The 12482-nt window shown below is 51.9% G+C and carries 14 protein-coding genes; 11 read left to right on the top strand and 3 right to left on the bottom strand.

The features are described 5' to 3' along the window. Positions 1 to 5 precede the first annotated feature (5 nt). From GYMC10_RS19060 to GYMC10_RS19045, 4 genes are all read left to right on the top strand, one after another. The gene (locus GYMC10_RS19060) at positions 6 to 485 is read left to right on the top strand and encodes a Na+/H+ antiporter subunit E (protein WP_015736054.1); all 480 of its coding nucleotides are present in this window, start codon (positions 6 to 8) and stop codon (positions 483 to 485) included. After that, positions 482 to 775 (top strand): Na(+)/H(+) antiporter subunit F1, encoded by a 294-nt coding sequence (locus GYMC10_RS19055; RefSeq protein ID WP_009592424.1) that lies wholly within the window; start codon positions 482 to 484, stop codon positions 773 to 775. Before GYMC10_RS19060 ends, GYMC10_RS19055 begins: the two co-directional genes overlap by 4 nt. Next, positions 759 to 1154, top strand: a complete 396-nt coding sequence (gene mnhG, locus GYMC10_RS19050) for a monovalent cation/H(+) antiporter subunit G (RefSeq protein WP_015736053.1) — start codon at positions 759 to 761, stop codon at positions 1152 to 1154. The genes GYMC10_RS19055 and mnhG overlap by 17 nt, the downstream gene beginning before the upstream one ends. Before the next feature lie 195 nt (positions 1155 to 1349). Next, the gene (locus GYMC10_RS19045) at positions 1350 to 2231 is read left to right on the top strand and encodes a GNAT family N-acetyltransferase (protein ID WP_015736052.1); all 882 of its coding nucleotides are present in this window, start codon (positions 1350 to 1352) and stop codon (positions 2229 to 2231) included. Between the two features lie 84 nt (positions 2232 to 2315). On the opposite strand, the gene GYMC10_RS19040 is transcribed toward GYMC10_RS19045, so the two are convergent. Beyond that, positions 2316 to 2969: a TVP38/TMEM64 family protein gene (locus tag GYMC10_RS19040; protein WP_015736051.1), complete on the bottom strand. Its 654-nt coding sequence runs from the start codon at positions 2967 to 2969 to the stop codon at positions 2316 to 2318. A gap of 336 nt (positions 2970 to 3305) precedes the next feature. On the opposite strand from GYMC10_RS19040, the gene GYMC10_RS19035 reads away from it, so the two are divergent. Further along, positions 3306 to 4172, top strand: a complete 867-nt coding sequence (locus GYMC10_RS19035) for a YitT family protein (protein WP_009592439.1) — start codon at positions 3306 to 3308, stop codon at positions 4170 to 4172. A 102-nt stretch (positions 4173 to 4274) separates the two neighbouring features. Here the strand turns inward: GYMC10_RS19035 and GYMC10_RS19030 are convergent, their stop codons facing one another. Both GYMC10_RS19030 and GYMC10_RS19025 read right to left on the bottom strand, forming a co-directional pair. Continuing rightward, positions 4275 to 4487: a hypothetical protein gene (locus GYMC10_RS19030; RefSeq protein ID WP_015736050.1), complete on the bottom strand. Its 213-nt coding sequence runs from the start codon at positions 4485 to 4487 to the stop codon at positions 4275 to 4277. A 48-nt stretch (positions 4488 to 4535) separates the two neighbouring features. Beyond that, on the bottom strand, positions 4536 to 5108 hold the full coding sequence (locus GYMC10_RS19025) for a thymidine kinase (RefSeq protein ID WP_015736049.1): 573 nt from the start codon (positions 5106 to 5108) through the stop codon (positions 4536 to 4538). A gap of 381 nt (positions 5109 to 5489) precedes the next feature. Between GYMC10_RS19025 and GYMC10_RS19020 the strand changes: the two genes are divergently transcribed. From GYMC10_RS19020 to GYMC10_RS18995, 6 genes are all read left to right on the top strand, one after another. After that, positions 5490 to 6266: an ABC transporter ATP-binding protein gene (locus GYMC10_RS19020; protein ID WP_015736048.1), complete on the top strand. Its 777-nt coding sequence runs from the start codon at positions 5490 to 5492 to the stop codon at positions 6264 to 6266. 64 nt (positions 6267 to 6330) lie between these two features. Continuing rightward, the gene (locus GYMC10_RS19015; protein ID WP_015736047.1) at positions 6331 to 7350 is read left to right on the top strand and encodes an aliphatic sulfonate ABC transporter substrate-binding protein; all 1020 of its coding nucleotides are present in this window, start codon (positions 6331 to 6333) and stop codon (positions 7348 to 7350) included. Between the two features lie 37 nt (positions 7351 to 7387). Further along, entirely contained in the window at positions 7388 to 8257 is an 870-nt protein-coding gene (locus tag GYMC10_RS19010; protein WP_015736046.1) for an ABC transporter permease, read from the top strand. Continuing rightward, on the top strand, positions 8254 to 9063 hold the full coding sequence (locus GYMC10_RS19005) for an ABC transporter permease (RefSeq protein WP_015736045.1): 810 nt from the start codon (positions 8254 to 8256) through the stop codon (positions 9061 to 9063). The genes GYMC10_RS19010 and GYMC10_RS19005 overlap by 4 nt, the downstream gene beginning before the upstream one ends. 49 nt (positions 9064 to 9112) lie before the next feature. After that, a complete protein-coding gene (locus GYMC10_RS19000; protein ID WP_015736044.1) occupies positions 9113 to 10483 on the top strand; it encodes an LLM class flavin-dependent oxidoreductase in 1371 nt (456 codons plus the stop codon). Between the two features lie 174 nt (positions 10484 to 10657). After that, positions 10658 to 12406, top strand: coding sequence for an RNA polymerase sigma factor (locus GYMC10_RS18995; protein WP_015736043.1), 1749 nt, complete (start codon positions 10658 to 10660; stop codon positions 12404 to 12406). Positions 12407 to 12482: the final 76 nt, after the last annotated feature.

The raw sequence follows: 12482 nt of genomic DNA, 5'->3' as shown, positions 1-12482 counted from the left end.
TGGATATGGGCCATCAAATCCTGTTGAATATCATCATTGCCATTGTCTGGATGTTCCTGAACAACAACTGGTCTCCCCAACAATTCATTGTTGGGTACCTGATCGGCATCTTGCTCATTTATATGCTGCGGCGATTCTGGCCGAACGACTTCTATTTGCGCAAGCTGTGGTCCATCCTGATGCTGCTGCTCCTTTTTCTAAGCGAACTGTTTAAATCGAGCGTCACGGTCATCGGTCAGATCATAAGACCGAAGCTGAACGTTCGTCCCGGCATCTTCGCTTACTCCACGGAGCTGAAATCCGATTGGGAGATCACGGTGCTATCGTGCCTGATCTGCTTGACGCCAGGAACGCTTACCCTGGAAGTGTCGCGCGAGGGTCAGACGCTTTACATTCATGCGATGGATATCGAAGACGTCGAAGAGCTGTCGAATCAGATTCGCGGTACCTTCGAACGGGCGATCAAGGAGGTGACCCGCACATGATCCAGAGCATGCTGATTGCTTCGCTGGTGATTTTGTCGCTTGCCATCCTGGGCTGCTTGTATCGCTTGATCAAGGGACCCTCCATGAACGACCGGATCATGTCGCTGGATACGATCGGAATCATCCTGTTGTCCATGATCGCCGTGTTGTGCATGCTCTTCCGCACAACGGTCTATTTCGACATCATATTGCTGATCGGAATTCTAACGTTTATCGGAACGACCGCACTCGCCAGATATATCGAAAGGGGTGACGTCATTGAGCGCACAAACGATGAGTCAGATCGGTGAGTTTCTGATTGCGCTGATGGTGCTGCTCGGAGCTTTACTCGGCGCATTGAGCGCATTCGGCCTGATTCGCCTGCCGGATGTGTACATGAGATCCCACGCAGCCACGAAGAGCGCTACCCTTGGCGTCCTCTTTATTCTTGCGGGCGCATTTCTATATTTCACCTTTTACTTGGAGCATGTCAGCGCGAAGCTGCTGCTGGGGATCGTGTTCGTTTTCATTACGGGTCCGGTTGCAGGCCACTTGAACGGGAGGGCGGCTTACCGGTCTGGCGTCTCCATGTGGGAGAAAAGCGTACATGATGACCTGAAGCCTGCTCTCAAGCGCGAACGTGAACGCATGCGCGATTCCCGGAAGGCCGAACATTCCGAGAAAGGATGACCGCAAACCGTAAACAAGGTCCCGATGAATAATCGAGAAGATGAGATGGGCTTTCCAAGCATATGGGAAGCCCATTTCTGGTTTCATGCTTGGCTCACGGATATCATTTCGTGGTAAAATTGACCAAAACGGATTCGCGGAGTGATGGGATATCACGCTAGGAAAGCTGATCCTGAACAAGGAGAATGTGTACAGATGGTATTGGATACAGATCAAACGAAATTAAGAGAGCTGTCTTCCTTTCTTGCCCGAATGAACGGGGATCGTCATCATCATGTCGGATATTGCGGCGAACAGGAAGGGGAGATTTATAGCACGCTGCTGGAAGATTTTTCGGAAAATGGCCGGCTGAGCAGCCAGCGATTTACCGTGATCTATGATCAAGATCAGATGGTAGGCGCGTTGGGATTCGATGTGGACGAAGAAGAGGGAACTGCTGAGATATGGGGACCTTTTATCGATGGACAAGGCGAGCTTTGGCATCGATTGGCGAAGGAGCTATGGGTTGAAGGAACAACGAAGCTGAATGGTAGCGTATCACGCTATTTCGGATTTTATAATGCAGCTCATCTGTCCGCTGCGAGGTTTATGGAGGACAAAGGGGGAAGAAAGACAGGCGTGCATCATGTACTGAGAATCCAAAAATCCACCTTGCTAACGAATGCCGCGTCTGGATTGCAGGATATCACGCCCGAATATTGGGATGAGTTCGCGGATCTGCATGGCAAAGCCTTCCCGAATACCTATCTCAACTCGGAGTCTATTTTGCAGAAGCTGGATGAGGATCACAGGCTCTTCATACTTACGGAAGAAGGCCGTTTCGCCGGGTATGTGTATGTGGAGGGAGACCCTGAATTTCAGGAAGGAAATATAGAGTACATCGCGGTATCCGAACATTTCCGGCGCAAAGGCTATGGCCGGATCCTGCTTGATCAAGCGCTCCATTATTTGTTCCAGGTCCTGCAGCTGGAAGAAATCTCGCTATGCGTGGACCAGGACAATGCAGGGGCGCTCCAGCTGTATCATCGTGCGGGCTTTGAGACGGTGCATAAACTGGCGGCATACGTATTGGAGTGAACATGATGATTTCCAACATAGCACGCCCATAAATAAGAAGACCCGCCCATCCCAGCAATCGGGACCGGCGGGTCTTGTTAACCTCTAACGCTTCGTCTTTTTACTGCTGATGACGACGCTTCCGGGCTGATCATCGTGATGGTAACGGTTTTCCATCTTTTTGCCGGCCAGCCACAACAGCCAGAGGACGACGGCCGCGATAAGAATGCGCCAAGGCTGCTGGATAAAGGCCTGCCAGTCATGTCCGATGAATGCCACCATGAAGATCATCACGGATTTGCCTGCCATAACGGCGATCGTGAACGTTGTAGCCGATACCGTGCTGATGCCGGATGCGATATTGATCAGCGAGGAAGGCGTAAAGGGAAAGCAGTACAGGATGAAGATCGGCGTAAAGCCCTTTTCTTCAATCCAATGGAAGAAACGCTGGGATCCCGGCATTCTTTTTTGTATAAGCAATCCCAGTTTGCCTCCCAGCTTGCGAACAATCCAAAACACCGTGACGGATCCAAGGCAAACGCCGATCCAGGACAGCAGGAATCCCCACCATAAACCATAGGCTGCGGAGTTTCCCATCACCAGGACGATGAGGGGCAGAAAGGGGAGAAACGCCTCTATAAATGGTAGCAAAATACCCGGAATGGGACCCAGCTGCGAGTACTGCTGCAGCCATCCCTGCACTTGATCCATGTCAATTTCTTTCATATGGGTCCACACGTTCTGAAGCCATTCCAACATGATGAGTAAATCCTCTCCCTGCCTAGGGTAAAATTATGTATTTTCTCGTCGATCGCGGATGGAATATATTATAGCATAACCGGAATCAATATTATAAATTGCAAGTATTGGCCCTACCCAGTTCCAATCGATTCGGTCTTGCCCCGCAGCGATGGGTCAGGAATAGATCGAAAGGTTTATAGGGCGGGACTGTACTCCTTATGTCAGGGGACCCGGCCATGGTCTGAAAGATCCATGTGACATGGTGTGTCAACATTGACACGCCATTCCTTTTTTTAATACAATGGTTCTTCGACAGGCTTTATCGTGTGAAAAATGATACAAAAGGAGAATGGCATGGTCAAAAATCACAAAAAACTGACAGTCGGCGAAATTCTGAAACGGTTCATCTTTATCACCGTCGGTGCAATTCTGATGGCCGTGGCGCTTGAGATCTTCCTGGTGCCCAACGAAATCATCGATGGTGGAATTACCGGTATTTCCATCGTATTATCATCGATTACGCCCATCAAATTGGGGGTTTTCCTGTTTATCATCAACTTACCGTTTCTGTTTATCGGTTATAAGCAGATTGGCAAAACGTTTGCGTTTTCCACGCTGTACGGGATCGTGGTGCTGTCGGTGGCGACAACCTTCCTGCATCATGTAGATCCGTTCACGAACGAGAAGATTTTGGCGGTATTATTCGGCGGATTGGTTCTGGGCCTCGGGGTCGGTCTTGTCATCCGTTACGGCGGTGCGCTTGACGGGACGGAGATCGTAGCCATCCTGCTGTCCAAGAAGCTGCGAATGCCGGTCGGTCAGATCATCATGATCATCAACGTTTTCATATTCATTACCGCAGGGTTTGTATTCGGTGCAGATTCGGCGATGTATTCGATCTTCTCATACTACATAGCGGCAAAAGTGATGGATATTGTGGTAGAGGGCTTGGACGAGTCCAAATCCGTTACGATTATATCCAACGAATATGAGGAAATTTCGAGTGCCATCATGCAGCGTCTGGGACGCAGCACGACCATGATCTATGCTAAGGGCGGATATTCGAAAGAGGACACGCAGATGATTTATTGCGTCATCACCAGGCTGGAGATTGCGAAGCTGAAGACCGTGGTGCAGGAGATAGACAAAAACGCATTTATTTCGATTCAAAATGTCGCGGACGTGCTGGGCGGAAGCATGGCAAAGTCCGATATTCATTAGGGATACGTTTAAGCTATCGTCTTGATATGCTGATTAACGAAGCGGCCCTCTGCAGATAAGTTCTGCAGAGGGCCGCTGTTTTAGTTATCGGCAATCCGCCGATCACTTCCGTACTTCAAAAAACTCGCATTCGTCCCGCTTGTGATAGCCGATCGAACTGACGCTGGATTGCGTAATGACGGTATCGTCGGTGAAACGGATGACAAGACTCCCCGAATCAATCAAATGATTATCCTTGAAGATGCGTATACGGATCTGCTGCTCCATGACTTCTAGAAAGTCCTGGTCGGTCAATAACGGTCTGACGATCGGCATGGATGACCAACTCCTAACGTAAAAAGGTGGTTTGATTGCGATAACGTCCTATACTAAAGGGGGATTGGTATGGCATTTGCGGCAGACAGGGAAGTAGGTATCATTCCCGCCGATCAGGATCTGTTCGCCGGCATAGACGGGCTTGCCGTCGATGACGCGAAGGTTCATGATCGCTTTGCGCTCGCAGAACCAGCAGATCGTCTTCATTTCCTCGATTTTATCGGCGTAAATCAGCATCCAGCGGCTGCCTTCAAACAGCTCGTTGCGGAAGTCGTTCTTTAGTCCGAAGCCCATGACAGGCACGTTAAGCTCATCGACGATTCGAACGAGCTGGAGGATGCTGTCCTTGGACAGGAACTGGCATTCGTCAACAAGAACGCAGTAGGGCTTAGGCTGATGATCCTTCACGATCCCGTAGATATCGGTCGTATCGGATATAGGTATCGCTTCACGGCGCAGGCCGATTCGCGACGATACATAACCGACGGCATCCCGGTCATCGAGAGCGGACGTAAAGAGAAGCACCGGTTTGTTCTGTTCTTCGTAGTTATGGGCGACTTTCAAAATCTCGATGGATTTACCACTGTTCATGGAGCCGTACTTGAAAAATAATTGAGCCATGCTTTCGTTCCCTTCCTATAGATGCAATGTTGCTTTTATAAGCGTAATGGTGCAAATTTCGTTATTCTTACTATATAAGATATGACATGCAGAGTATATTGTCGCATTATTGGGCGGTATTTGTCCATTGCTGGTGTTGAATATATTCTGACAAACCTGTTAGCAGGGAACGAAAAAAAGGTTTGACAACCATTACCAGCAGTTGTAATATAACGGCATACCAAATGAATACCAAGATTATCGACCAGATAACTGGAGATATCACGCGAAGGAACAAGTACGACGGTTGAGCGTACTTTGACCAGCGTGATATCTCTTTTTTTTTCACCTCTTAACCAAGTAAACAGGTGTGAATAATTATAATAGGGGATGGTGAGGAAAATGTCAGCAGACACATTGATTATTCAACAGGTAAACAAAATTTTTCAAGCCCCGACAGGGAATGTTACGGCGCTGAAAGGCATTGACTTGCGGGTTCGTAAAGGGGAATTCATCACATTGATCGGACCGAGCGGCTGCGGGAAGAGCACCTTGCTCAAAATCGTTGCGGGCCTGGATACATCGTACGAGGGAAGCGTCCTGCTGAATGACAAGCCGATATCGGGCCCGAGCATCGAGAAGGGGTTTATTTTTCAAGAGCCGCGCTTGTTTCCATGGCTGACGGTGGAAAAGAATATCGCAGGCAATTTATCGCTGAAGCAGAAGGACGTCCGGAAAAAGGTGGATGAATTCATTGAGCTCGTTCGGCTGAAAGGCTTCGAGAAGGCATATCCCAGGGAGCTGTCGGGAGGGATGGCCCAGCGGGTAGCCATCGCCAGGGCGCTGCTGCGGAATCCGGACGTGCTGCTGCTGGATGAACCTTTTGGCGCGCTGGATGCGTTCACTCGCTCCCATATGCAGGAGGTGCTGCTGGACATCTGGCAAAATAACCGCACGACCATGCTATTTGTTACCCATGATCTGGATGAGGCTGTGTTTCTTGGCGAGCGGGTCGTCATTATGAACCCGAGACCGGGCCATATTCGTTCCATCCTGCCGATCGATCTGCCGTTTCCGCGGAAACGGACCGGATCCTCCTTCCAGGAGCTGCGAACCAAAGTGCTGCGAGAGTTCGAGAAAGTGGAAGAACCGGAGTTCGATACCGGTGCAGGAATTTAATCGGTCCAGGGTTGTCGAGCCTCAAATCAAATGAACGATAGAGAACAGGGGAGAGAATCTGATCATGCATACAAAGAAAAAGAACGTCGCCATTATGCTATTGCTTATCCTTTCCGTCTTCGCATCCGGCTGCGCCGGAGCAAACAGCCAGCCCGCGGCTGGAGCCGTTAAGAAGGGAGCAGACGGCAAATACACAGATTTGACCGTACGGCTCGGGGTCCAGGGAAGCGGCGGTTTGTTTGGCAAAGCTCGCGAGGAGAGATGGTTCGAGGAGGAGTTCGGCAAGCTAGGCGTCAAGGTGGAGTGGGCAGAATTTCAGAGCGGCCCTCCCATGACCGAAGCGATGGCTTCGAATCGTCTGGACTTTGCGGGGCTCGGCAATATGCCGATTATCGCCGCCCAGGCGGCCGATATTCCGTTTAAGGTCATCTCCCAGAGCTTGCACGGCCAGAAGAATGTGGCCATCATCGTGCCGCCGGACAGCACCGCGCAGACCCTCAGTGATCTGAAGGGAAAGAAGGTAGCGGTAACCAAAGGGAGCAATGCCTTTAACTTTTTGTATAGGGGATTGGCGGATCAAGGGCTCAAGGTATCCGACATCGAAATCATTCAGCTTCAGCCTGACGAAGCCCAGCCTGCATTCGAATCGGGCGGCGTCGATGCTTGGGCAACCTGGGACCCGTACATTACCTTGAACACGCTGACAGGCAAAGGCAACGTGCTGGCGGACGGCGAGCAGCTTGGCGTCCTGTCGCCTTCGTTCAATATCGTACGGAAGGATTTTGCCGATCAATATCCGGATCTCGTCACGCTCTATCTGACCGTGCTGAACAAAACTCTCGCCTGGGAGAAAGAAAACGAAGCGGAGGCGATTAAACGTTACGCCGATGAGCGCGGCATCCCGCAGGAAGTCATTCAAGGCACGTTTGACCGTTCAAGGTCGATCAACATTCCCGTAACGGATGACATCATCGCGGAGCAGCAGAAAACCGCCGACTTCCAATTCGAGCAAAAAACGATCCGCAAAAAAATCCAGGTCAAAGACGTGTTTGATAATCAGTATATTGAGGCTGCAACCCAATAAGCGGCACATCATCTGAAATTGAAAGGAGGTAGCGCTTATGCTCCCGGAAGGGATCAGCAAAGGGGCGGTTGTCGTGACCGCCGACCCCGTCGAAACCCGTCTCCGTCATAAGCGGATTGACCGCAGGTTCCTGTTTAAACTTACCCATGCATGGATCGGCTGGCTTGTTCCGCTCTTTATCATCATCGTGTGGCAGGCGGCTGGGGCCATGGGTTGGCTCAATCCGATCCTGCTTCCGACTCCGCTCGATATCTGGAAGGAATTTGTTTATTTAACAAGCTCCGGCGAACTGATTCGGCATCTCGGCATTTCATCCTGGCGAGCGCTGCTCGGGTTTCTGCTCGGCGGCAGCCTCGGTTTGGCCGCGGGGATATGGGTTGGTTTCTCGTACAAGGCCGAGCGGCTTGTCGATCCTTCCTTGCAGATGCTGCGGACGCTTCCCCATCTGGCCATTGCGCCGCTGTTCATCCTATGGTTCGGTTTCGGGGAAACCTCGAAAATCCTGCTTATTGCCAAGGGCTCGTTCTTTCCGCTCTACGTGAACACATTCCTCGGCATTCGCTCCGTGGACAACAGGCTGTTTGACGTAGCCCGCGTCCTGCAATTCAGCCGTTGGGATATGATCCGCAGGCTGATCGTTCCCGCTTCGCTGCCCCATATTTTCCTAGGCATCCGTCTCTCGATCGGGGTGGCATGGCTTGGCCTGGTTGTGGCGGAGCTGATGGGTTCCAGTTCCGGCATCGGTTATATCATCAATGACGCGCGTTCCTTCTCCTGGACCACGGTGGTCTTCGTCGGAATTTTGGTGTTTGCGCTCGTCGGGAAGCTGTCGGATTCCCTCGTCAAAGGGCTCGAAGGCAGACTTTTGCGTTGGCAGGACAGCTATAAGGGAGGTGATCCATCATGAGAAGTCATGCAGCCACCTCAGAAACAGGGGGGCGGGACTGGCTGAAGGCCATTCCAAAGCCCCTCCATGCCTGGCTTGTACCCGCAGCGATCGTGGCTTTATGGCAGGCGGCGGGCGGCTTTGGCTGGATTTCGGCGTCCCTGCTGCCTACGCCGCTTACGATAGCCAAGCAATTCGCGAATTTGGGGGCCAGCGGCGAGCTGTGGGAGCATTTTCGGATCAGTCTTCTTCGAGCGCTATCGGGCTTTTTGCTGGGCGGCTTGACGGGTCTGGCTCTGGGATTGTCCACGGGGCTTGGCAAAATGGCGGAGCGTACGCTGGACCCTTCATTTCAAATGCTGCGTACCGTTCCGCTTTTATCGCTGATTCCGCTGTTTATTCTGTGGTTCGGCATCGGGGAATTCTCGAAGATTCTCATGATTTCCCTCGGAGCCTTTTTCCCGATCTATGTGAATACCTTCCTTGGTATTCGCAGCGTGGATGCGAAGCTTTATGAAGTATCGAGGATCTTTCAATATTCCAAGCTGCAGCTGCTGATCCGGTTGATCGTACCGGCTGCGCTGCCGAACATCCTGCTCGGCATCCGCCTGTCGCTCGGCGTTTCTTGGCTTGTGCTGGTCGTAGCGGAGATGATGGGGACCAGCGCGGGCATCGGATACATGATTCAAGACGCCCGAGCCTATTCCCAAACGGACATTGTGTTTGTAGGCATTATTATTTTTGCGGTCGTGGGCAAGCTCTGCGATTCCGTTGTACGCCGGCTGGAATCCAGGCTGCTGGGCTGGAGAGAGACATATAAGGGCTGATCAAGGATGGTTGGCTGACTATTTTATATGAACAGGAGTGGTTACGAAGATGGGGACAACCAACCGCAGAGCTCATCAGATGCATTTGGGAGCGTTTATCTATTATGCAGGACATCATCACGCCGGGTGGCGTCATCCAGCCTCGGACGTGGAGGGCATGTTTGGCATTGAGCTGTATAAGCAGCTGGCGGCCACGGCAGAGCGGGGAAAGTTCGACATGATGTTTTTTGCCGATTTGCTGTACGTGACCCAGGTCGAAAATTCCGCTTCCGGCATGCTGGACCCGTTAACGCTGTTATCCGCACTCTCCGCCGTAACGGACAAACTGGGGCTGACCGCTACGGTCTCCACTACGTACAATGAACCGTATAACGTGGCTCGGAAATTTGCTTCTCTCGATTGGATCAGCGGGGGAAGAGCGGGCTGGAATATCGTGACGTCCCAGCTGGATATCGAAGCCCATAATTACGGGAAGCCGAAGCACCCGGAGCATGGCTTGCGTTACGAAATGGCACGCGAGTTTGTTGAAGCGGTTACCCGGTTATGGGACAGCTGGGAAGACGATGCCCTTGTGCTGGATCGGGAGTCCGGGAAATTTGCCGATGGAGCGAAGGTGCGTCCCGTGGACTTTAACGGGCAATGGTATTCCACGAAAGGCCCGCTGAACGTTCCGAGGCCGCCGCAAGGCTACCCCGTCCTGATACAGGCCGGTTCTTCTGGTCCGGGACAGGACTTTGCCGCCCAATATGGCGAGGTCATCTTTACGGCACAGCAGTCCAAGAAGGCAGCGCAGGCGTTTTACGCCAGCGTGCACTCGAAGCTGTCCCATTATGGAAGGGCAAGCGGAAGCCTGAAAATCATGCCGGGCCTGTCGCCTGTCATCGGCTCAACCGAGGAGGAGGCACGGCGCAAAGCGAACGAGCTGCTGGAATTGATTCCGCCAGCTTCGGCGATCGCCGTTCTGTCCGGGTTCCTGAATTTCGATCTGAGCGGTTATCCGCTGGACCAGCCGCTGCCTAGAAACATCCCGGACCCCGTGGCCGCCTCCAACGGCATGAAAAGCCGGGTCCAGTTATATATGGACATGGCTTATCAGGATAATCTGTCGATCCTAGAGTTAGGGAGAAAGATACTAACCTCGAGAGGTCACATGCCATTTGTCGGGACGCCCGAGCAGCTGGCCGACATGATGCAGGATTGGTTCGAAGGTTATGCCTGCGACGGATTTAATATCATGCCTCCGGTGCTGCCGGGAGATCTGGACGAGTTCGTGGATGCGGTTATCCCGGTGCTGCAAGAACGGGGCCTGTTCCGTTCCGAATACAGCGGCAATACACTGAGGGAGCATCTGGGCCTAACGCGTCCTGAACCGGGACATTTTCGCCGGGAGGCTCAACAGGCAGCCGCAGATGCCATATAAGCGTGAAAAGCCGGAGAACGTTCCAAGCGACCGAGGGTGCAGGTCAGCTTGGAACGTTTTTTTTGTCGCTTCAAATGCAAAAAAAGCTATACTATTTCTCGGGTGATATTGTCAGAAATGACGATCTTCTCAAGTCATATAAGTAGTCAACGATACGAAAGAGGGTTCGAGCAATTGGAAACGACCGCAGACTTAGCGATTCAATGGGATGAGATGGAAGATGACGAACTGGTGAAATACTCGCAGGCAGGGGAAAGGGAAGCATTCGGGGAGCTTGTTCGGCGCCATCGCTCCAAGGTGTATGGCTATGCCAGAGCGATAACGCGGGAGTCTTACTTAGCAGAAGACGTGGTGCAAGATGCCCTGATCCGAGCATTCATGCATCTTGGCAAATTGGTGGATGCCCGGCGGTTCCTTCCATGGATGCACCGCATCGTCCGGAATCAGGCCTATACCCGCCTTAAAGGGAGCTCCGCGTGCAAAGAGCAGACTTTCACCGAGCTAGAAGGCATGGGAAGAGTCAACGGTTCAGGGAGTCTGGAGCAATGGAACGATCTGGACAGCATTCTGGGCAGGCTCAACCATTCCGCAAGCGAAGCGGCCACGGGTTCTAACGTACCGGAGGAGCGTATCGTGCAGCAGGAAACGCTGCGTGCTTTAACCGGCATCATTCAATGCCTGAAGCCGCGCGAAAGGCTTATTTTCGAATCCCATTTTTTCGATCAGCTGTCCCCGCAGGAAATTGCCGACTTGTTTCAGCTCTCTTCGGCCAATGTGTATCAGATTATTTCGAGATCACGGAAAAAAGTGATCCAAGAAAAAATCCGCGTTACCGTTGACTCTTATATTAAGACGAGAAGGGACTTGGGAATTATGAAGAAGAACATATTGCCTTACGAAGGACCGATGAAGGAAACCAAAACCTGGACATCCGCAGCGGACGCCACGTACAAAATGCTTCAGTTTACAGACCGCAAGCTATCGCTGCCAATGGTCATGGGGCTGACTGGGCATGCATTCCGGATCAATATCATACCGAATGATGTCCATATCGCGGGCCCGACCGCCTATTTTTTCGGCGAATCTTTATCCCGCGGCCTTCATAATATCGGCTTCCATTCCAAATTCGTCGACGGCATGTCGGACGGCATCGGGACAAACGCCAATCTGCTGGATCCTGCCCTTATGGAAAAGGGAGCGATGAATAAACGCAGCATTCATCAAGAGCTGCCAAGAGCCCTTGATTTGATCCATGCCTCATTGGATCGCGGATATCCCGTCCTGGCCTGGGATATTTTCTTTCCGGAGTTCGGAACGCTGTACGGGTACGATGACGAGACGAGAACCTTATATGCGGAGGAGTGCGGAAGAGTTGATACGCTCCCATACGAAAATCTAGGCAAGAGCGTCTTGGAAGAAATATTCGTCCTGGCGATTGAGGGTTCCGTGGATTTGACGCTTCGGCAGCAGCTGCGACTGGCACTGGAAACCGCCACCGCTTTATATGAAGGAAAGGAAAACGCGGTGCCGACGGCTGTGAAGGGAATTGCGGCCTACGATGCTTGGATAGAATCGCTGCATGGTCGTGAAATAGAGCCGAATGGTCATGCTTACAATATCGAAGTGCTGCGGGACGCACGGTACTATGCCGCCGAGTTCTTCAAGGAACTGGTGACCGCCTGGCCGAAAGCCATGGAGGACGGGCCGGATCTGACGACATCGTTCGAAGATGCCGCTGCGCTGTATACGGAGATTTGCAAGAAGTTCACCGTTTTGCATGGGATGTTTCCATTTCCGAAGGGGGGCGAGCCTAATTCGGCAGAACAAGCAGCAACGGCGATATCGCTGGTAGAGGAGATCAAGGCCTTGGAGATCGAAGCTGCTGCAAAATTGAGCCAGATGTTTGCTGGATTGTCCTCCTGATTCCAGGTTGGTTTAGCGGCTTAATCCTTGCCGCAATAATTGGAATGAATAAGCATAAGATAAAGACGCCTGCAAC

Source organism: Paenibacillus sp. Y412MC10, assembly GCF_000024685.1.
GTDB lineage: Bacteria > Bacillota > Bacilli > Paenibacillales > Paenibacillaceae > Paenibacillus_AQ > Paenibacillus_AQ lautus_A.
The sequence above is the reverse complement of the archived record's forward strand: the minus strand, read 5'-3'. Positions and strand labels throughout refer to the sequence as shown.